7 protein-coding genes are annotated in these 22,656 nt (G+C 71.5%); 3 read left to right on the forward strand and 4 right to left on the reverse strand.

What is annotated here, in order from left to right; genetic code table 11:
* Positions 1-134 precede the first annotated feature (134 nt).
* The 3 genes from AB8998_RS17170 to AB8998_RS17180 all read right to left on the reverse strand — a co-directional run bounded on the left by AB8998_RS17170 (position 135) and on the right by AB8998_RS17180 (position 7,438).
* On the reverse strand, positions 135-3,881 hold the full coding sequence (locus AB8998_RS17170) for a PE domain-containing protein (RefSeq protein WP_369738964.1): 3,747 nt from the start codon (positions 3,879-3,881) through the stop codon (positions 135-137).
* Positions 3,882-4,311: 430 nt separating this feature from the next.
* Positions 4,312-5,766, reverse strand: coding sequence for a PE family protein (locus tag AB8998_RS17175; protein WP_369738965.1), 1,455 nt, complete (start codon positions 5,764-5,766; stop codon positions 4,312-4,314).
* 163 nt (positions 5,767-5,929) lie between these two features.
* Positions 5,930-7,438: a PE family protein gene (locus AB8998_RS17180; RefSeq protein ID WP_369738966.1), complete on the reverse strand. Its 1,509-nt coding sequence runs from the start codon at positions 7,436-7,438 to the stop codon at positions 5,930-5,932.
* Positions 7,439-7,989: 551 nt separating this feature from the next.
* Here AB8998_RS17180 and AB8998_RS17185 point away from each other — a divergent pair.
* From AB8998_RS17185 to AB8998_RS17195, 3 genes are all read left to right on the forward strand, one after another.
* Positions 7,990-8,184 carry a hypothetical protein gene (locus AB8998_RS17185; RefSeq protein WP_369738967.1) on the forward strand — a complete coding sequence of 65 codons (195 nt, stop codon included), beginning with the start codon at positions 7,990-7,992 and terminating at the stop codon, positions 8,182-8,184.
* A 642-nt stretch (positions 8,185-8,826) separates the two neighbouring features.
* On the forward strand, positions 8,827-9,033 hold the full coding sequence (locus AB8998_RS17190) for a hypothetical protein (protein ID WP_369738968.1): 207 nt from the start codon (positions 8,827-8,829) through the stop codon (positions 9,031-9,033).
* 307 nt (positions 9,034-9,340) lie between these two features.
* Complete coding sequence (locus AB8998_RS17195) at positions 9,341-10,015, forward strand: methyltransferase family protein (protein WP_369738969.1); 675 nt, start codon at positions 9,341-9,343, stop codon at positions 10,013-10,015.
* 34 nt (positions 10,016-10,049) lie between these two features.
* On the opposite strand, the gene AB8998_RS17200 is transcribed toward AB8998_RS17195, so the two are convergent.
* On the reverse strand, positions 10,050-22,646 hold the full coding sequence (locus tag AB8998_RS17200) for a non-ribosomal peptide synthetase (RefSeq protein ID WP_420492641.1): 12,597 nt from the start codon (positions 22,644-22,646) through the stop codon (positions 10,050-10,052).
* Positions 22,647-22,656 lie beyond the last annotated feature (10 nt).

The raw sequence follows: 22,656 nt of genomic DNA on the forward strand, positions 1-22,656 counted from the left end.
GAGTTCAGCCTACGAGTCGCGCAACCTCGACGATCGCGGAGGTGCTCACACCGATGTGCGCAAACGCCGCCGCTGCGCCCTTCCGATCGGCGCGCAGATGCCCGGGCCATCGCCGCGCCGTCGACCTGCCGCGATCAGCCGATGCCGCCCGGGCCGCCGCTGCCGGCGGCACCACCGGAGCCGCCGGTGGTACCACTGGCAGGGTTGCCGGTGCCGCCGCTGGTGCCGCTGTTCCCGGGGTGCGCACCGGCGGCGCCGGCGCCGCCGGTGCCACCGCCGCCACCGTTTCCGCCGGTTCCACCCCCACCGGTGCCGCCACCACCGCTGCCGCCGACGGCGCCGTTGCCCCCGGACCCGCCGCTCCCGGTCGCGCCTCCGGTGCCGCCGTTTCCGCCGGTACCGGCGTTGCCACCGGTGCCGCCTACACCGCCGGCACCAAAGAAGCCGCCGGCGGCGCCGCCCGTCCCGCCGCTACCGCCGCCGCCGGAGGCACCGCCGTCGCCCCCCGCGCCGCTGCCGCTGCCGGCACCGCCCGTCCCGCCGGCGCTGCCACTGCCACCGGTGCCCCCGTTGCCTCCGGTACCGAAGAAGAAGGCGCCGGCGCCTCCCGGCCCGCCGCCGCCCCCCACGCCGCCTTGACCGCCTTGGCCGCCGTTGCTGTTGCCGGCGCCGCCGGCACCGCCATTGGCGGCCGTGCCGCCGGGACCGCCGGGCCCGCCAGTGCCGGCGGTACCGCCGAAGCCCCCGCCGGTGCCGCCGGCGCCGCCCGTCCCGCCCGCGCCGGCGTTGCCGCCGTTGCCGCCGGTGCCACCGTTGCCCGCCTTGCCGGCGCCGGACCCGGGCGCACCGCCCGTGCCCGGCGTGCCGCCGGTGCCACCCCGACCGCCCGCACCGCCGGTGCCCGTCCCGGTGTTCGCGCTACCGGCGCCGCCGTGGCCGCCGGTACCGCCGGTGCCGCCCGTGCCGCCGTTGCCGTTGGTGCCGCCGGCCGCGGCCGATCCGCCCTGTCCACCGCCACCACCGGCCCCGCCCTGGCCACCCTGGCCGCCGCTGCCCGCGTTTCCGGTACCAGCAGTCCCAATGCCCCCGTTGCCGCCGTTGCCCCCGGTGCCGCCCTGGCCACCGGTCCCGACGCTGCCAACACTGCCGCCGTGGCCCGCGCCGGCGCCCGCAGCACCACCGGCGCCGGCGGCGCCACCGGTGCCACCGTTGCCGCCGTTGCCGCCTGCGCCGGTACCGGTGTTGTTGCCGCCGTTGCCGGCGCTGCCGCCTTGGCCGCCGGCGCCACCGGTGCCGCCGTTGCCGTTGGTGCCGCCGACCGCGGCCGATCCGCCTTGGCCGCCGGTGCCGCCGGCGCCGCCGGCCAAGCCAGTCCCGCCGGCGCCGGGCGACGTGCCGTTGCTGCCGGTGCTGCCGGCGCTGCCGGCGCCGCCGTTACCGCCGGTGCCGCCTTGGCCGCCGGTGCCGACGGCGCCTGTGGTGGAGCCTGCCCCGCCGCTTCCGGCGGTCCCGCCGGTACCACCTGTCCCGCCTTTGCCGCCTGCCGAGCCGTTGCCGGCCCCTCCGGCACCGCCGGTGCCGCCGGCGCCGCCTTGGCCGCCGGTGCCGCCGGCACCCTGAATACCGGGCGTGCCGCCGTTGGCGGCCCCCGCCGCCCCGCCGGTACCACCGGTTCCACCGCTGCCCCCGGCCGCACCCTGACCGCCCTGAGCACCGGCGGCCCCCGCGCTGCCCTGGCCGCCCTGGCCGCCGGCGCCACCGGCGCCGCCGGTACCTCCGTTACCCGCATTCCCGGCCGCGCCCGTGGTGGAGCCGGCCCCGCCGGCCCCGGCCGCCCCACCGGTGCCGCCTGTACCGCCCTGTCCACCAGCCCCGCCGGCGATTCCGGGATTGCCGCTGTTGTCCGTGCCTGCCCCGCCCTGGCCGCCACCGCCGCCGGTCCCGCCGTTGCCGCCCTGACCACCGGCACCCTGGACGCCTGCGGTGCCGCCGTTGGTGGCTCCGGCAGCCCCGCCGGCGCCGCCCTGACCGCCGTCGCCGCCGGCGCCGCCCTGGGCCCCGTGCTGCCCCGCCGCGGCCGTCGTGAGGTTGTCGGCGCCGTTGGCGCCGTTACCCCCGATGCCACCGGCCCCGCCGTCGCCGGCCACCCCGGCCGTCCCGCCGCTGCCGCCCGCTCCGGCCGCCCCGCCGCTGCCACCGGCGCCGCCGTTACCGCCACCACCGCCGGCGCCGCCGTTCACCGCGGCTACGCCCGCGCCTCCGGTTCCGCCCGCACCACCGGTGCCACCGTCGCCGCCGGTACCGCCCGTGCCACCGGTACCCACCGCCCCGCCGGCGCCCCCGCTACCGCCGGCTCCGCCATTACCGCCGGAGGTACCGGCCGTCGCGTTGACGTCGTGTGACGGGTCATACCCGGCGCCGCCCGCACCGCCCTGGCCGCCGTGACCGCCCGAGCCGTTGGTGGCCGCGATACCCAACGCGTTGCCGCCGGCACCACCGGCACCCCCGCTGCCGCCGACCCCACCATCGGGGCTACTGGCCGTGCCGGCGAACCCGCCACCACCGCTACCCCCGTTGCCGCCCTGACCGCCCAGGGCAACGCCGGTGCTCAAAAAGTTCATTGCGGTCCCACCGACCCCGCCGGCTCCACCGGTGGTGGCCCCGGCCCCACCCGCACCGCCGGTCCCGCCGGTGGTCGTACCCCAGTCGGCGGGGTATTTCAGCAGACCGTCGAACGTGTCGACAAAGTTGTAGGGCCCCATGATCGCCGCACCGCCATGACCGCCCTGGCCTCCCGCACCCAACGTGCCGACGCCGCCCGCGCCTCCGGCACCCCCGGTCGCCGTCCCCCATCCCAGGTTGAACGCCACCCCTCCAGCCCCGCCGTTACCCCCGGTGGCGCCGGCACCCCCGGCACCGCCGCCACCGCCCAGCTGGAAGCCGGCCCCGCCGGCCCCGCCATTGCCACCTACTCCGGTAACACTGCTACCGCCTGCACCGCCGACAGCGCCGGCCGGAACGCCGAAGCCCAAGTCGGCGCCCCCGAGGAAGCCCACGCTGCCGCCCGCCCCGCCGCTGCCACCGGTCGCGTCGGTTGCGCTCCCCCCGGCCCCACCGGCCCCACCAACACCCGAGAAGAACCCACCCTGCCCGCCTACCCCGCCGTTACCGCCGTTCACCCCAGAGATCGTGGAGTTCCAACCGGCCCCGCCGGCCCCGCCATTGCCCTGCCACACGGCGGCCCCACCGTTACCACCGGTCCCAGGAGCCACACCGACCGCACCGGGCCCACCGGTCCCGCCGGCGCCGCCGTTGCCGAGGATCCCGGCCATCCCGCCGTTACCACCGTTCACCCCGGCGACCGTGGAGTTCCAGCCGGCCCCGCCGTTACCCATCAACAAGCCGCCGTTTTGGCCATTGGGATTGGACTGCGACGTCCCATTCGCCCCGTCGTAGAACAACGGCTGCCCGAACAATTTGTCGCCGGTCTGGTTCAGCTCATACATCACCGTCGCCAACGGATCCGTCCTCGGCGGCGGCGAAGAACCCGAGGCCTCGGCCACCGCAGCCGGCCACGTCGACGGAGTCAACATCTGCAGGGCAAGCACATCAGCGCCCAACAGCGCGGCCTCTGCCTGGTGTAACGCCTGCGCGATCTGGGCACTGACCGTCGCAGCCTCTTTGAGGAGCGTCTGGAACTCCTGGCCGACCTCGGAGAACAACGTCGCGAGCGCCTTGGAAATCTGATCACCGGCGGATCCCGGCACCCAGACGAACGGGAGGCCCGCCGCTGCGTTCGCCGCGTCCAGCGACGCATTGATCGTCGCCACATTCGCCGCCGCCGCCGTCAGCGCACCCGGCGCGACGAACACATGCGACACTGCCGACCTCCGAAGAGTCTGCGCAGAGGCAGTAAGCGCCCCCACCGCGGCCCAATTATTGTTTGTTAACTTAATCAATATAGGGCTATTTGACAGGAGTTCAGTCACATTGGTCCGGATAGGCCGGGAATACCGATAGGCGGTATGTTTCACGTCGGGCTCACCGAGTTTGCTGGTTCAAGTTATGCGGTCGCCGAGTGCCGGTGCGGCGACGGAGGGCAAGCTCAGTCGATCGGTACGACGTTGTGGTGCAGCGGGTGGCCGCCAGTCGTTACCCGCCCAAAAGGCTGCACCGCCATCCGGACCGAGACCGCACTGGCCATCCCGGCCGCTGGTGCAATAACCGGAGCCCGCCGCCGGCATGAATCGGCAGGCTCGAGTCGCCCGGGTGGACCGTCGTCCTCGACCGCGGCCCCTGTCGGGCGACTCGTCAGAACGAGATGACGCTGCCGGGGCCGCCGGCGGTTCCGCCGGACCCGCCGGCCGCCCCGCCGCTCCCGACGGTGGCGTTGCCCGGAGTGACCGCGAAGACGTTGCCGCCGGTCCCGCCGTTGCCGCCGGTGGCACCGGTGCCGCCGGGGCCGCCGGAGCCGCCGAAAGCGACGCCGGTGCTCAAGAAGTTGTACCCGGTGCCGCCCGTCCCGCCGGTACCGCCGATGGTGACACCGCCGCCGCCCGCGCCGCCGACACCGCCAGTGGCGGTACCCCAGTTGCTGGGCCATATCGCCAGGCCATTGAAGGTGTCGATGAAGCTGTAGGGACCCATGATCGCGGCGCCGCCGTGGCCGCCGTTGCCCCCGACGCCGGCCGTGCCGGCACCGCCGACCCCGCCGGCCCCGCCGGTGGCGGTTCCCCACCCCAGGTTGTACGCCACACCGCCCACACCGCCGTCACCACCGGTGGCGCCGCTGCCGCCGGCCCCGCCGGTACCGCCGAGCGCGAAGCCGGCCCCGCCGGCCCCGCCGGCGCCGCCCGTGCCGCTGACGCTGTCACCACCGGCGCCGCCGACAGCGCCGGCCGGAACGCCGAAGCCCAAGTCGGCGCCCCCGAGGAAGCCCACGCTGCCGCCCGCCCCGCCGGTGCCACCGGTCGCGTCGGTTGCGCTCCCCCCGGCCCCACCGGCCCCACCAACACCCGAGAAGAACCCACCCTGCCCGCCTACCCCGCCGTTACCGCCGTTCACCCCAGAGATCGTGGAGTTCCAACCGGCCCCGCCAGCCCCGCCATTGCCCTGCCACACGGCGGCCCCACCGTTACCACCGGTCCCAGGAGCCACACCGACCGCACCGGGCCCACCGGTCCCGCCGGCGCCGCCGTTGCCGAGGATCCCGGCCATCCCGCCGTTACCACCGTTCACCCCGGCGACCGTGGAGTTCCAGCCGGCCCCGCCGTTACCCATCAACAAGCCGCCGTTTTGGCCATTGGGATTGGACTGCGACGTCCCATTCGCCCCGTCGTAGAACAACGGCTGCCCGAACAATTTGTCGCCGGTCTGGTTCAGCTCATACATCACCGTCGCCAACGGATCCGTCCTCGGCGGCGGCGAAGAACCCGAGGCCTCGGCCACCGCAGCCCACCACGTCGACGGAGTGAACGCCTGGGTGGCAAGTACCTCAGCGCCCCTGAACGCCTGCCCCGCCTGATTCAAGGCCTGCGTGACCTGAGCACTGACCGTCGTGAACTGGTTGAGGAGCGTCTGGAACTCCTGGCCGACCTCGGAGAACAACGTCGCGAGCGCCTTGGAAATCTGATCACCGGCGGATCCCGGCACCCAGACGAACGGGAGGCCCGCCGCTGCGTTCGCCGCGTCCAGCGACGCATTGATCGTCGCCACATTCGCCGCCGCCGCAGTCAGCGCGTCTGGCTGGACGAACACATACGACATTGCTGACCTCCGGGGACCGCTGTGGGGTAAGACGCCCCCGCACCACGGTCACGATTACGAGCGTTAAGGAATCTATCTCGTTGCACACATGTATATCTGCGTTTTCCGGTAAACGCAGGTGCGGCCGCCGCGCCGCGACCCGTGATTCACGCGGGCTGTGGACCTAGAGCGATACGACGCTGCCGGGGCCGCCGGCGGTTCCGCCGGTCCCGCCCGCCGCGCCACCACTCCCGACGAAGGCAGTGGCCGGATTGGCCGCGTAGACGTTGCCGCCGGTGCCGCCGTTACCGCCGGTGACGCCGGTGCCGCCGACTCCACCGGTGCCTCCGTAGGCGGTTCCGCTCGCCAACAGGTTGAACGCGGTCCCGCCCGTCCCGCCGGTGCCACCGGTGGTCGCCCCGACGCCGCCCGTACCGCCGGCGCCGCCGTAGGCGGTTCCCCAGTCGGTAGGGAGGTACTTCAGCAGGCCGCCGAAGTTGTCGACGGCGACGTTGTAGGGCCCCATCATCGCGGTGCCGCCATGGCCGCCCATACCGCCGGCGCCGACCGTGCCGGCGCCGCCCACTCCGCCGGCGCCGCCGGTGGCGGTTCCCCACCCCAGGTTGAACGCAAGGCCGCCTTCGCCGCCGGCACCGCCGGTGGCGCCGCTGCCGCCGGCCCCGCCGATACCGCCGAGCTCAAAGCCGGCCCCGCCGGCTCCACCGGCGCCGCCCGTGCCGGTGACGCTGTCACCACCGGCCCCGCCGGTCGCTCCGGTCGGAACGCTGAAGCCCAGATCCGTGCTCCCGACCAGGCCCGTGTAGCCGCCGGCCCCGCCGGTGCCGCCGGTAGCGTCAGTTGCGCTCCCGCCGGCCCCACCAACACCACCGGTACCCCCGAAAAGTCCAGAGGACCCGCCGTTCCCGCCGTTCCCGCCGTTCACTCCGGAGATGGTGGAGTTCCAGCCGGCTCCGCCGGCCCCGCCATCGCCCAACCACACAGAAGACCCACCGTTGCCACCAGTCCCAGGGGCCACAGTGAGTGAGCCGGGGCCGCCCGTCCCACCGGCGCCGCCGATGCCGATGAGCCCGGCCTGCCCGCCGTTGCCGCCGTTGACGCCGGTAACCGTCGAGTTCCATCCGTTGCCGCCGTTGCCGATCAGCAAGCCGCCGTTTTGGCCGTTGGGGTTGGACTGCGACGTCCCGTTGGCGCCGTTATAGAACAGCGGCTGCCCGATCAACTTGTCGCTGGTCTGATTCAACTGGTACATCACCGTCGCCAGCGCATTCGTCATGGGCGGCGGTGAGGACCCGGAGGCCACAGCCACCGCATTCTCCAGAATCTGAAACGGTGATTGATACGTCGACGCGGCGGACGTGAACGCGCTTTGCGCCCCGGCCAACGGCGACACGTTGGTCGCCTCCGCGGCCGCATAGGCGCCGCTCGACCCGGTCAAGGCCTGCACGATCTGGGCATGCAGCGCCGCCGCCTGAACGCTGAGCGCCTGAAACTGCCTGCCGACACCGGAGAACACCGACGCGACCGCCGCCGACACCTCGTCACCAGCGGCGGCCGCCACCGCGGTGGTCGATGCGGCGGCCGAGGCATGCGCGGCGTTGAGCGACGATCCGATCGCCGCAACATCCGTCGCCGCCGCCGCCAGCGTGCTCGGCGCCACGATCACATACGACATTGCTGACCTCCACAGACCGTGGCGGAGCGGCCCACCCCCGCACCACGGTCACCAGTACCACCGGGGTGAAAACCTATCCTGTTGCACATCTGTATATCTGTATTTTGGCAAAAGTCCTCGGCGGCGGGCGCGCTCGGACACCGCTGGCGGCAAAGTGGCGTGCGCCGAATCCGCCCGACAGCCGAGTGCCGGCGGAAGGGGCGGCGACGGTCGTCGCGGCCGGCCCTTGACAGCCCGCGTTTGCGTGGCGCCCGCGCTCGACATGGCTTTCGACAATGTGCCGGCCATGCGGGCATTCGCTGTCGGCCTCACCACCACATCGCCCGCGCCCGAGGGCATGCCACAGCCGGCCGGTGCCGTGATATTCGGCGGTGTAGGGCAAACATTTTAATGGGCGCATGTTCAATAAGAGGGCGCTGCGGAATGAAATGGTAATAAGGGGGTAATTGCACGTTTCGTTTCGTATCGGAGAATTCCGGGTACTGGCCCGGGGCAAGCGCGAGGCGGGGAGCCGGGCATGAGCCTGTCACGGCGCCTGATTTGGGGGAACGATGAACGAGAGCGAATTTCACGTGGCCGTCGGCGAGGCGGCGCAGGATGCGGTTTGGCAGACGCAGCACCCGCTCACCTACGACATGGCAGACGATGACCCGCGCCGGGCGCAATACCTGCGGGAGTACCAGGAATCGGTCGGTCGCCAGGTGCTTGCGGCGATAAAGACCCTGAGGCCTCGCACATCGATCTAGAGGCAAGCTCCGCTCCTCGTCGAGGCGACGAGGGAGACGCCAGCCCCTGTCGGGCCGGTCGACCCAATGAGATGCGAGCTTTGCCCAGCAAGTGGCCGAGCCGCCGATCCACCTCTCGGAAGAGCCGGCCGAAGCGCGCGAAAACTGTTGAAAAACAACGCCAAAGACTTTCGGTGTTCGCAATCGACCGGAGTCCGGCGGCCGACGGGCCCACACGTTTGCCGTGTAACGGCGGTGAGGCGGTCGCGTTCGCCGGAAAAAAGTTGTGCCGACCGCGTGACTTTTCTACCTACTACAGAGTAACTTCTATCCTTACTGTGAAGTAAGAAAGCATGCCGTGAGGGAACACATGCAAGCCCGAGTTGCCACAAGGAGGGTGGAGCCTTCACCGCGCGCACGTCCGTCCAATCGTCGGCGAATCAGGCTGCCCTCCAGCCCCCGCGGGCGTACCGGCAACACTCACCCGGCACTCGAACGGTGCCGTAAATGGATTCATGTGTAGGCGTGCGCCCATTTATTTCATAGCCGTAAACCGAATAGCGAAAACAACAAATACGGGAGCTCGATGAGAGGATGGCTGCTCAACCGCGTTTCGTGTCTGAAATTGACGGTGGCCCGTGGCGGCGCGCAATCGGGGGAACGATGAACAGGGACGAGGATTTTGAAGTAGCCGTGGGCGAAGCGGCGCAGGATGCGGTTTGGGGAACGGAACATCCCCTCACCCACCACCTGGAAGAGTCCGACCCGCGCCGGGCGAAATACCTGCGTGAGTACCAACGGTCGGTCGGTAACCGAGTGCTTGCGGCTATCGAGGCCCTCAGACCCTCCGGCTACCAAAAGTATTGGTAAGGACCCGCGCCGGCAGCCAACGCCCTCGGAACACGCGCGTCGACGCCAAAGCCCTCGTGGTGACACCGGCGCCGAGAGTCGGCATGGCGATCACCGATCCGAACAATTGCTGCCCGGCGCGCGGCAAATGACCCATTCGCCCCATTTTCCCGGTAGGCGACGGTAGTTTCAGACGGTAGTTTCAGTCGTGCGCCGCCGCGGTGAGCGCTTGGCGATCGATCCAGCACTAGGCACGCAGGGAGTGGCGGCTTTTAGCCGCCACGATGTGCGCTGTGGGCGTGGGCACCGGACGGACGAAGGAGGATCGGTGAAAACCATTCCTAAGTTGTTGGTGTTCGGTCTTGTCGAATTTGTCGCGTTCGGCTTGCTGTTGTTCGTCCCGGCGGGGACATTCCATTACTGGCAAGCGTGGGTCTTTTTGGTGGTCGTCGCCGTTTCGGCGTGGACCCCCGCGATCTACTTGCTGCGCACCAACCCCGTCGCGCTTCAGGCGCGGATGCGCGGGGGCCCGGCAGCGGAGAGTCGAATGGCGCAGAAGGTCGTCATCGCCGGCCTGTATTTGTCGCTGGCGGCGATGGTCGTGGTCAGCACCCTCGACCATCGCTTCGGCTGGTCGCCGGTGCCGACGGCAATCTGCTTGGTCGGGGACGTCGTGGTCGCCGTCGGACTGGGCGTGGTGGGGATGGTGGTCATCCAGAACAGCTATGCGGCCGCAACCGTCCGGGTCAAGGAGGGCCAGACGGTCGTCTCGACCGGTCTGTACGGGCTGGTGCGGCACCCCATGTACACCGGCAACGTGATCATGATGGTCGGCATCCCGCTTGCGCTCGGTTCTTACTGGGGGCTCGTCTTCGTCGTTCCGGGCGTCTTGGTGCTCGCCTGGCGCATCCGCGACGAGGAGAAGCTGCTGCGAACGGAGCTGGCCGGGTACCGCGAGTACACCCAGAAGGTTCGCCATCGCCTGGTGCCGTCCATGTGGTGACGGCCGACGCCCGGGTCCGTGGTCCGAGCAGATCTCAGAGATCGATGACCGGGCTCACCGCGGGAACTTCTTCGACCGCGCTGACATCCCCGCTCAACCACCGACTCAGGTGCCCGACGGACAGCGCCTCGAACAGGGTCCGCACCGGGAGGTCGGTGTCGAGCGCCGCGTTGATCGCGGCGATCGCCCGCATCGCGGAAATCGAATCCCCGCCCAGGTCGAAAAACGACTCGTCGGTGCCGACGCGGTCCAAACCCAGCACGTGGGCATAGATCCCTGCCAGGATCTGCTCGACCAGGGTGGCCGGCGCGCGGTAACCACCACCGTTGTGGTGGATCCCGGATTCCGCTGGTGCCGCGGCCGCCGGCTGGGCCGCTGTCGACCCGTTGCCGTTCCCGTTCGTACGGGCGTGCCTGCCGCCGGCTTCCACCTCCATCGACGGCAGCGGCCGCGCCGGGTCGTCGGTCATGGCCACCAGCACCTGCTCGAATCGCTCGATCAGGGCTGCGATGCCGGCGGCGTCGAACACGTCCGCGCGGTATTGGACGTGAAGCTCCAGTTCGCGGCCCGGCAGGGCCTGGACCGTCAGTGGGTAGTGGTAGTAGTCGCGGTTGGTCATCGCGGTGATGGCCAGCCCGTCCTCGCTCGACAACGCGGCGGCGTCGGTGGGGTAGTTCTCGTAGACGAAGACGGTGTCGAACAGTTTGTGGTGACCGCTGACGCGGTGAATCTCGCTGAGCCCCAGGTGCTGGTGCTCGAATGTCTGGTTGTAGGCGCTTTGCAGCTGGTCGAGCAGATCGGCGGTGGTGGTGGCCGGCGTGACGCTCGCCCGCACCGGCACGGTGTTGATCAACAGGCCCACCATAGAGTCCGCTCCGCTCACGTCGGCGGGCCGCCCCGCGACCACGGCGCCGAAGGCGACGTCGTGCCGGCCGGTCATCCCCATCAGCAGCTGCGCCCAGGCGCCCTGCAGCACGGTGCTGACGGTGGTGTGGCGCGAGCGCGCCAGTTCGTTGACGGCCCGGGTGGTCTGCTCGGGAACCCGGAACGAGGCAACGCCTCGCCGCCCCAGCCCGAAACGGTCCGCCGGGCCGACCAGCGTGGGGGTGTCGAAGCCGGCGAGCATCTCACGCCACACCGCGCGGGCGGCGGCGCGGTCCCGGCCGGCCAGCCAGGTGAGATACCTGCGATAGGGCGCAGCCGCGGGAAGCCACTGCCCGTAGTAGCCGGCGAACAACTCCCCCAGCAGTATCGGCAGCGACCAGCCGTCCAGCACGATGTGGTGATTCGTCAGCACGAACCGGTGTTGATCTGCCGCGGTCCGGATCAACACCGCTCGGAATGCCGGCTGGTCTGCCAGGTCGTAGACCGCGGCGCGTTCGGCGGCGCACATCTGCTGGATCTGCTGCTCGACTTCGGATCCGTTCGAGCCGTCGACGACGATGTATTGCCAGGGCACCACCGGATCGGCGGGGATGATCTGCACCGGTTCGTCGAACTGCGTGCAGAACCGGGCCACCAGGTTCGGATGCCGGTTGACCACCGTCTGCACGGCGGTGCGCAGGCGGTGCTGATCGAGCCGGCCGCTCAAGGCGATATCGAGTTGCACCGCATACACGTGGTCGCCACCGCGCGCGGTGCCGGCATGGAACAGCAGCCCCCGCTGCAAGGGGGTCAGCGGCAGCACGTCGGCGATGCGATAGCGCCGCGCGAGCTCGTCGATCTGCTGCTGGCTCAGGCGGGCGGGCAGGACGTCCGAGGGCGTCAACCCGCCTCCGCCGCCGCGGACATGCGCGCAGATTCCGGCCAGGGCCTCGAACCACAACCGGCTCAACTGGCCGACCTGCGCGTGGTCCAGGGCCGAGCGCGCCCACATCCAGCCGGCGCGCAACTGCGGCCCCGCGTCGGTGTCCACCGTGCCCGCGTTGAGCTCGACCGTGTGCATCAGCGGCATCGGGACGGCCGCGGCGATGCCGGCAACCGACCCGCTGTCCCGCGAAATCTGCCACACGTCACTGGACACCTCGGCCGCCGCACCCAGGCGGCCCAGATAGTTGAACCCGATCGGCGGATCGGACCCACCCAAATCGACATCGGGATTCAGGTAGCGCAGCAGGCCGTAGGTCAGACCGTCCGGCAGCGCCCGGAGTTGCTCCTTGGCGTCTTTGATCACCGCCCCCAACGCGGCATCGCCGGCCACCACCTGCGCCCAGTCCAGCCCACCCACGTTCAAGGCCACCGGGTATTTCGCGGTGAACCAACCCACCGTGCGCGACAGGTCCACGTGTTCTTTCGAGGCGGCGAAGTGCTCGTCGCGACCGTGGCCCTCCACGTCGATACCGACAGGCCCGCCGGTGCCCACGAACTCGGCCACCGCGACCGCGAAGGCGATCAGCAGAATGTCGTGGATTCCGGCGTGGAACGCCGCCGGCACCTCACCGAGCAGCATGCGCGTGGTCTCGGTGTCCAGATCCACCGACAGGTTCCCGGCGGCGGCGAACGTATCCACCGCGGGGCGCACCGCCGGCAGCGCCGCCGGGCTCGCCGCCACCTGCCGCCAGGTGTGCGCCTGCTCCACGACTTCCGGGTCGCATGCGTGCTCGGCCAGCAGCGACGCCCACCGCGCGAACGACGTCCCGCCCGCCGGCAACACCACCTGCTGGCCCGCGCGGAGCTGGGCCCAGGCCAGGTTGAGGTCCTCCAGCAGGATCCGCCACGACACGCCGTCGACGGCCAGGTGGTGAACGATCAGCAGCAACTGACCCGTGGAGGCCACCCACAGCCCGCTCAGCATCACCCCGGCCGCCGGGTTCAACCGCGACCGCGCCTCGACCACCGCCGCATCGGTCAACGCCTCGACCGCCTGCAGGCACCCGCGGGCGTCCACCGAGCCTACCTCCGGCACGGTCAACGACCAGCCCCCGGCATCCTCGTCGACGCGCAGGCGCAGCATCGCGTGCCGATCCAGCACGGCCTGCAACAGCGCCACCACATCGTGCTCGGTCACCCCAGCGGGAGCTTGCACCAGCACCGTCTGGTTGAACTGGTCGACCGGGCCGTCGACGCCGTGCAGCCAGCACATGATCGGGGTGGCCACCACGGATCCCACGCCCTCGTCGATCACATCGGCGTCGTCGTCGGCGACCCCGGCCACCCGGGCCAGCCGGGCCACGGTCTGCTCGACGAAGATGTCACGCGGCCGGCACACCACACCGGCCGCGCGCGCCCGCGCGACCACCTGCATCGACAGGATGCTGTCCCCGCCCAGCTCGAAGAACGACTCGTCAACCCCGACCCGCTCGAGCCCCAGCACCTGGGCGTAGATGCCGGCCAGGATCTCCTCCACCGCACTGGCGGGGGCGCGGTAGTGGTCGACGTCCTGGTACTCCGGCGCCGGCAGGGCGCGGGTGTCGAGTTTGCCGTTGACGGTCAGCGGCAGCGCATCGATGACCACCACCGCGGCCGGCACCATGTAGGCGGGCAGCCGCTCGGCCAGCACGGCACGCGCGCTGACCGGCTCGACGGCCCCGGTCACATAGCCCACCAGACGCTTGTCCCCGGGGCGGTCCTCGCGGGCGATCACCACCGCCTGCTGCACGCCCTCCAGGCAGGCCAACGCCGCCTGCACCTCACCGAGCTCGATGCGGTACCCGCGGATCTTGACCTGCTCGTCGGCGCGCCCCACATACCGCAGCTGCCCGTCGGCGCCCCACCACATCAGGTCCCCGGTGCGGTACATGCGCGCCCCGGGCTCCCCGAACGGGCACGCCACGAACCGCGTCGCAGTCAGGCCGGCCCGGCCCACATAACCGTTCGCCACGCCCGCCCCGGCCACGTACAACTCCCCCACCACGCCGACCGGCACCTGCCGCAGATGCCCATCGAGGACGAAGAAGCCCAGATGGGCCAGCGGCACCCCGATGGGGCTCACCGTGCTGTCGACATCGGTGGCCAGAATCTCCCGGAACGAGGCGTGCACCGTCGTCTCGGTGATCCCGTACATGTTGATCAGCCGCGGCGATTGCGGATGCTTGTGCAACCATGCCGCAAGGCGCTGGGGCTCGAGGGCTTCACCGCCGAACACCACGGCCTGCAGGGACAGCTGCTCTGCCGAGTCGGGTTGTGCCGCATCGGCGGTCTGTAACGCATAGAACGCCGACGGGGTCTGGCTCAACACGCCGACGCGTTCGGCGACCAGCAGGGCGTGCAGGTCGTCCGGCGAGCGCACCACCGCATCCGGCACCACGACCACCCGGCCGCCGTAGAGCAGCGCGCCCCAGATCTCCCACACCGAGAAGTCGAACGCCAACGAATGGCACTGCGACCACACCCGACCCGTCAACCCGAGGTCGCCGTCGAGGGTCTCCAGCAACTGGGTCACGTTGCGGTGCGGGATCGCCACCCCCTTGGGCCTGCCGGTGGTGCCGGAGGTGTAGATGAGGTAGGCGACGTCGTCGGGAGCCGGCCCGGGCGGTGCGGTGCAGGGTTGGCTGTCGACGGCAGGGTCGTCGACGTCGATCACCATCAGTTCACGTCCGCCGAGCCGATCCAGAAGCCCGGTGGTGGTGATCGCGGCGACCGGCGCGGCATCGCCGAGGACGAACTCCATCCGGGCCGCCGGCACCGACGGGTCGACCGGCACATAGGCGGCCCCGGTCTTGGCCACCGCGAGCATCGCCACGATCGCCTGCGCCGAACGCGGCAACAGCAGCGCCACCCGCTGCCCCGGCTCCACCCCCTGACCGGCCAGCAGCTGCGCCAACCGATTCGACGCCTCGTCGAGCTCACGATAGGTCAGCGAGTGGCCCTCGAAGGTGACCGCCACCGCGTCCGGGGTGCGGGCCGCCTGCGCGGCGAACACCGCCGGAATCGACCCCGTCGTCGCCGGCCGGGCCAGCACCGCCCTGTTACCCCACTCGGCGAGCCGGGCGTGCTCGTCCTCGGTGAGCACGTCCACCGACGACAACCGCCGCCCCGGGTCCGCCGTCATCGCCATCAGCACCCGCTCGAACCGCGCGACCAGGCTGCGGATGGTTGTTTCGTCGAACACGTCGGTGCGGAATTCCACCAACCCGCCGATGCCGGCGGGCTCGCCGGCCTCGTTCCAGCGGTCGGCCAGGTTGAACGTCAGGTCCATGCGGGCGGTGTGGGTGTCCACCGGCAGCGGGGTGACCTGCAGGTCGCCCAGGGCGAGCCCGGCGGCGTCGGTGTCCTGCCAGGCGAAGTTCTGCCAGGCGAGCATCACCTGCACCAGCGGGTGATGGGTCAGGCTCCGGGTCGGCTTGAGCCGCTCCACGAGCACCTCGAAGGGCACGTCCTGGTGCTCGTAGGCGGCCAGGCTGCGCCGGCGCACCTGGGCCAGCAACTCCGCGACGCTGGGGTCACCGGCCAGGTCGACCCGCAACACGAGGGTGTTGACGAAAAAGCCCACCAGCTCGTCGAGGGCGGCGTCGCCGCGCCCGGCGATCGGGAATCCAACCGCCACCTCGCTGCTGGCGCTGAGGCCCGACAGCAGGGCCGCCAGGGCGGCCTGCAGCACCATGAAGCTGGTCGCGTTGTGCTCGCGGGCCACCCGGGCGACCCGTTGCTGCAGCTCGGCCGGCCATTCCAGCGCCAGGGTGGCGCCGCGGTAGTCCGCGACCGGCGGGTATGGCCGATCGGTGGGCAGCTGGAGGTGCTCGGGCATGCCGGCCAGGGCATCCTCCCAGTAAGCCAGCTGCGCGGCGATGCGGCTGCCCTCGTCGCCCAGGTCCCCCAGCTGCGCGCGCTGCCACAGCGTGTAGTCGACGTACTGCACCGTCAAATCGGCCCAGTCGGGGGCCTGCCCCGCGCACCGGCTGACGTAGGCGACCCCGAGGTCGTTGACCAGCGGGGTGATCGACCAGCCGTCGGCGGCGATGTGGTGCACCACCGACACGTACACGTAGTCGTCGTCGGCGACGCGGAACAGCCTCGCCCGCATCGGGATCTCGCTCGCCAGGTCGAACGGGTAACTCGCCACGGCGTCGATGGCCTCGGAGAGTTGGCTTTCCGACCATCCGGTGGCATCCACGACGGTCCAGCCGAAGTCGGCCCGCTCGGCGGGCACCACCAGCTGGCGCGGTATCCCCTCGATCGCCGGGAACATCGTGCGCAGACTTTCCTGCCGGGCCACCACGTCGGCCAGCGCCGCACCCAGCGCGTCGGCGTCCAGGTGCCCGCTCAGCCGCAGCGCCACCGGCAGGTTGTAGATCGGTGAGGGGCCCTGGAACTGGTCGATGAACCACAACCGGTTCTGGGCGAACGACAACGGCACCACCGCGGGCCGCTGGACGGCCTTCAGCGGCGCCAGCCGGCCCTCGACGCCTCCGATGCGGGGCGCCAGCTGGGCGATCGTGGGTGCCTCGAACACGGTGCGCACCGCCAGGCCGGCGTCCAGGGCGGTGTTGACGGCGGCGACCAGGCGCATCGCCGACAGTGAGTCCCCGCCCAGATCGAAGAACGAGTCGTCCACCCCAACCAGCCGGGGCGGCTCGACCCCCAGCACCTGGGCGTAGATGCCGGTGAGGATCTCCTCGGTGAGGGTGGTCGGCGCGCGGTATGCGCCGCTGTCCTGGTAGTCCGGTGCCGGCAACGCCCGTTTATCGAGCTTGCCGCCGACCGTCAACGGCAGCGCGTCCAACGCCACGACGGCGGCGGGAACCATGTAGGGAGGTAGGCGCTCGGCCAGCGCTGCGCGCAGCTTGGCCGGCTCGGCGGTCCCGGTGACGTACCCCACCAGCCGCTTGTCGCCGGGGCGGTCCTCGCGGGCGATGACCGCCGCCTGAGCGACCCCGTCCAGCGCCGCCAGTACCGCCTGGACCTCCCCGGGCTCGATGCGATAGCCGCGGATCTTGACCTGCTCGTCGGCGCGTCCGAGATACTGCAGCTGGTCGTCGGGGCGCCACCGCACCAGGTCCCCGGTGCGGTACATGCGCGTGCCGGGCGCGCCGAAGGGCGAGGCCACGAAACGCGATGCGGTCAAATCGGCCCGACCGAGGTATCCGACGCCCACGCCGCGGCCCGCCACGTACAGCTCACCGACCACGCCCGCCGGCACCGGCCGCAACGAATCGTCGAGGACGAACAGCGCCGTGGTCGGCACCGGCGAGCCGATCGGCGCCGCGCCCGCCCCGACGGTGTCCGCCTGTAACGGCGCGCTCATCGACGCGTACACCGTGGCCTCGGTGGGCCCGTAGGCGTTGATCACCACCCGCCCGGGCGCCCACTGGTCCACCACCTCGGCCGAGCACGCCTCGCCGCCGAGCAGCAACGCCACCGACTCCAACCCGTCCGGGTCGAGCGCAGTCACCGCCGAAGGAGTCTGGGTGAGCACGTTGACCTGTTCGCGCACCAGCAGGGCCTGGAAGTCGTCCGGCGAGCCGACGACGCAATCGGGCACCACCACCAGCCGCCCGCCGCCCAGCAGCGCGGCCCAGATCTCCCACACCGAGAAGTCGAAGGCATACGAGTGGCACTGCGTCCACACCTGCGACGCGGGCAGGTGGGCGGGGGTCGACTCCGCCAGGTGGGCCAGGTTGTGGTGGGCGATGGCCACGCCCTTGGGCCTGCCGGTGGTGCCCGAGGTGTAGATGAGGTAGGCGATGTCATCGGGGGCTGGCGCCGGCAGCGCGGTGCTGGGGTGGCGCGCGACGGCGGGGTCCTCGACGTCGATGACGGTCAGGTCGCAGCCGTCCAGCCGGTCGGCCAGACCGGCCGAGGTGACCGCGGCCGTCGGGGCGGCATCGGCGATCAGGAACGCGATCCGGGCGTCGGGCAGCGCCGGGTCGATCGCCAGGTAGGCGGCCCCGGTCTTCAGCACGGCCAGCATGGCCACGACGGCCCGGGCCGAACGCTCCAGCAGCAGCGCCACCCGCGCGCCCGGGCCGACGTCGTATCCGATCAGCAGGTGCGCGAGCCGGTTCGCCGCCTCGTCGAGTTCCCGGTAGGTCAGGGACGCGTCCGGGGAGCTGACCGCCACGGCGTGCGGGGCGCGGGCCACCTGCGCGGCGAACAACGCCGGTACCGACGCCGCGGCCGGCGCGAGCCCGGTCAGCAGCGCGCGGTTGCCCACCGCGTCGAGCCGGGCGCGCTCGGCATCGTCGAGCACATCGATCGACGACAGCCGCCGTCGCGGGTCGGCGGTCATGGCCACCAGCACCCGCCGGAAGCGCTCGAGCAGCGTCTCGATGCTGGCCGCGTCGAACACGTCGGTGCGGAATTCGACGCCGCCCCAGATGCCGGCGGGCTCACCGGCCTCGCTCCAGCGTTCGGCCAGGGAGAACGACAGGTCCATGCGGGCGGTGCGGGTGTCCAACGGCAGCGGGGTGACCTGCAGGTCGCCCAGGGCCAACCCGCCGGCGGGCTCGCCGGCACCGTTGGCCTGCCAGTTCTGCCAGCCCAGCATCACCTGCACCAGCGGGTGATGGGTCAGGCTCCGGGTCGGGTTGAGCCGCTCCACCAGCACCTCGAAGGGCACGTCCTGGTGCTCGTAGGCGGCCAGGCTGCGTCCCCGCACCTGGGCCAGCAACTCCGCGACGCTGGGGTCACCGGCCAGGTCGACCCGCAACACCAGGGTGTTGACGAAAAAGCCCACCAGCTCGTCGAGCGCGGCGTCGCCGCGCCCGGCGATCGGGAATCCGACCGCCACCTCGCTGCTGGCGCTGATCTTCGACAGCAGCACCGCCAACGCGGCCTGCACCACCATGAAGGTGGTCGCCTTGTGCTCGCGGGCCACCCGGGCGACCTGCTGCTGCAGCTCGGCCGGCCATTCGACCAGCACGCTGGCGCCGCGGTAGTCGGCGACCGGCGGGTAGGGCCGGTCGGTGGGCAGCTGCAGGTGCTCGGGCATGCCGGCCAGGGCCTGCTCCCAGTAGGCCAGCTGTGCGGCGATGCGGCTGTCCTCATCGCTGAGGTCGCCCAGCTGCGCGCGCTGCCACAGCGTGTAGTCGACATACTGTACGGCCAGCGGCTCCCAGCCGGAGGCCTGCCCCGCGGAGCGGCTGGCGTAGGCCACCCCGAGGTCGTGGACCAGCGGGGTGATCGACGACCCGTCGGCGGCGATGTGGTGCACCACCGACACCAGCACGTGCTCGTCGTCGGCGACGCGGAACAGCCGCGCTCGCATCGGGACCTCGGTCGCCAGGTCGAACGGGTGACTCGCCACGGCGTCGATGGCCTCGGCCAGTTGGCTCTCCGTCCAGCCTGCGGCGTCCACGACGGCCCAGCCGAAGTCGGCACGCTCGGCGGGCACCACCAGCTGGCGCGGCACCCCTTCGTGCGCGGCGAACAGCGTGCGCAGGGTCTCCTGGCGGGCCACCACGTCGGCCAGCGCCGCGCCCAGCGCGTCGGCGTCCAGGTGCCCGCTCAGCCGCAGCGCCACCGCCATGTTGTAGATCGGTGAGGGGCCCTGGAACTGGTCGATGAACCACAACCGGCTCTGGGCGAACGACAACGGCACCACCGCGGGCCGCTCGACGGCCGCCAGCGGCGCCAGCCGGCCCTCGTCGCGCCCGATGCGCGGCGCCAACTGCGCGATCGTGGGCGCCTCGAACAACGCGCCCACCGACAGGCCGGCGTCCAGGGCGGTGTTGACCGCGGCGATCAGGCGCATCGCCGACAGCGAATCACCGCCCAGGTCGAAGAACGAGTCGTCCACTCCGACCAGCCGGGGCGGCTCCACCCCCAGCACCTGGGCGTAGACCCCGGCCAGGATCTCCTCGACCGCGGTGGACGGTGCGCGGTAGTGACCGCCGTCCTGGTATTCGGGCGCGGGAAGGGCGCGTTTGTCGAGTTTGCCGTTGACCGTCAACGGCAGCGCGTCGACGACCACCACCGCGGCCGGCACCATGTAGGCGGGCAGCCGCTCGGCGAGGGTGGCGCGCAGCGCGGCCGGGTCCGCGGTGCCGGTGACATACCCCACCAGGCGCTTGTCGCCGGGGTGGTCCTCGCGCACGATGACCGCCGCGTGTTGCACGCCGTCCAGGCCGGCCAACGCCGCCTGGATCTCACCGAGCTCGATGCGATACCCGCGGATCTTGACCTGCTCGTCGGTGCGCCCCACGTAGCGCAACTGCCCGTCGGCGCCCCACCAGACCAGGTCCCCGGTGCGATACATGCGGGCCCCGGGCTCGCCGAAGGGGCAGGCCACGAACCGCGTCGCCGACAGGGCGGCCCGGCCCACGTACCCGGCGGCCACCCCCGCCCCGGCCACATACAGCTCCCCGACGACCCCGGCCGGCACCGGCCGCAACCACCCGTCGAGTACGAAGAAGCCGAGATGGGCCAGCGGCACCCCGATGGGGCTCACCGTGCTGTCCACGTCGGCGGGCAGGATCTCCCGGAACGAGGCGTGCACCGTCGTCTCGGTGATCCCGTACATGTTGATCAGTCGCGGCGAGTCGGGGTGGTTGGTGAACCACGCCGCAAGGCGCTGCGGCTCGAGGGCCTCACCGCCGAACACCACGGCCCGCAGCGCGAGCTGCTCCGCCGACTCGGGTGATGCCGCATCGGCCCTCTGCAGCGCGTAGAACGCCGACGGGGTCTGGCTGAGCATGCTGACGCGCTCCGCGACCAGCAGCGCGTGCAGGTCTTCCGCGGAGCGCACCACCGGGTCGGGCACGATCACCACCCGGCCGCCGTAGAGCAGCGCGCCGAAGATCTCCCACACCGAGAAGTCGAACGCCATGGAGTGGCACTGCGACCACACCTGCCCCGCCAGGCCCAGGTCGTCGTCCAGGGTCTCGAGCAACTGGGTCACGTTGCGGTGGGGTATGGCCACCCCCTTCGGGGTGCCGGTGGTGCCCGAGGTGTAGATCAGGTAAGCGATGTCGTCGGGGGCCGGCGCCGGCGGTGCGATACCGGGCCGACCGTCGACGGCGGGGTCCACGAGATCGTCGGCGTCATCGACGTCATCGACTTCGAGGACCCACATTTCGCGCCCGTCCAACCGCGGACGCAACTCACATGTGGTGATCGCGGCGGCGGGCGCGGCATCGCCGAGCACGAAGCCCATCCGCGCCTCCGGCACCGACGGGTCGATCGGCACATAGGCCGCCCCCGATTTGAGCACCCCCATGATCGCCACGACCGCCTCGGCCGAACGCGGCAGCAGCAACGCCACCCGCTGCCCGGGCCCGACGCCCCGCGCGGCCAGCAGGTGCGCCCACCGGTTGGCCGCCTCATCCAGCTCCCGGTAGGTCATGGACCGGCCGTCGCAGGTCACCGCCACCGCGTCGGGTGTGCGCGCCGCCTGCGTGGCGAAGACCGCCGGAATCGACGGGGTCGCCACCGGCCGGCTCAACGCCGCGCGGTTGCCCCAGCCGTCCAGCCGGGCGTGCTCGGCCTCGTCCAGCAGATCCAGCGACGACAACCGTCGCCGTGGGTCGGCGGTCATCGCGACCAACACCCGCTGAAAACGCGCGACCAGCGTCTCGATGTCGCCGGCGTCGAACACGTCGGTGTCGAATTCGACGCGCAGGCTCAGTTCGCTGCCCGGCATCGCCTGGATGGCCAGGGGGTAGTGGTTGTATTCGCGATGGGTGAACTCGGTGACGGCCAACCCGTCTTTGCCCGACATCGCCGCGGTGTCCAGCGGGTAGTTCTCGTAGACGAAGAAGGTGTCGAACAGCTGGTCCTGGCCGGCGATCCGGTGAATCTCGCTGAGCGCCAGGTGCTGGTGGTCGAGGGTGTGGTTGTGGGCGTTGTGCAGCTGCTCGATCAGGTCTGCGGAGGTGGTGGTCGCCGCGGCGAGGTTGGCCCGCACCGGCACCGTGTTGATGAACAGGCCGACCATCGACTCCGCGCCGACCACTTCGGCGGGCCGGCCCGAGACCGTCGTGCCGAAGGCGACATCACGCTGACCGGTCAGCCACGTCAGCACCTGCGCGAACGCGGCCTGCAGCACGGTGTTGACGGTGGCGTGGCTCGAGCGCGCCAACTCGTTGAGGGCCCGGGTGGTCTGCTCGGGCACCCGGAACGAGGCAACACCTCGCGGGCCGAGGCCCGGGCGGCCCGGCGGACCCACCAGCGTGGGGGTGGCGAAGCCGGACAACGCCTCGCCCCACGCCGCGCGGGCCGCGTCGAGGTCGCGGCCGGCCAGCCAGGCGACAAACCGGCGATACGGGACCGCCGCGGGCAGCCACTGGCCGTCATAGCTGGCGAATATCTCTCCGAGCAGGATCGGCAGCGACCAGCCGTCCAGCACGATGTGGTGATTGGTCAGCACCAGCCGGTGCTGACTTTCCGCGGTGCGAATCAGAGCCGCCCGGAAGGCCGGCTGGTGGGCGACGTCGCAGACGGCAGCGCGTTCCTCGGCGCACAGCTGCCGGATCTGCTCGTCGACATCCGCGAGGTCGTGGCCGTCGGCGCTGAGGTCGACATACCGCCACGGCACCACCGGATCGGCCGGGATGATCTGCATCGGCACGTCGAACCTGTCCGCGAATCGCGCCGCCAGGTTCGGATGCCGGGTGACCACCTTGTGCACCGCATCGCGCAGCCGGTGCTGGTCGAGCCGGCCGCTCAACGTGATGTCGAGCTGCACCGCATACACGTCGTCGCCGCCCTGCGCGGTGCTGGCGTGAAACAGCAGCCCCTGCTGCAGGGGGGTCAACGGCAGAACG

The organism is Mycobacterium sp. HUMS_12744610, from assembly GCF_041206865.1.
GTDB lineage: Bacteria > Actinomycetota > Actinomycetes > Mycobacteriales > Mycobacteriaceae > Mycobacterium > Mycobacterium servetii.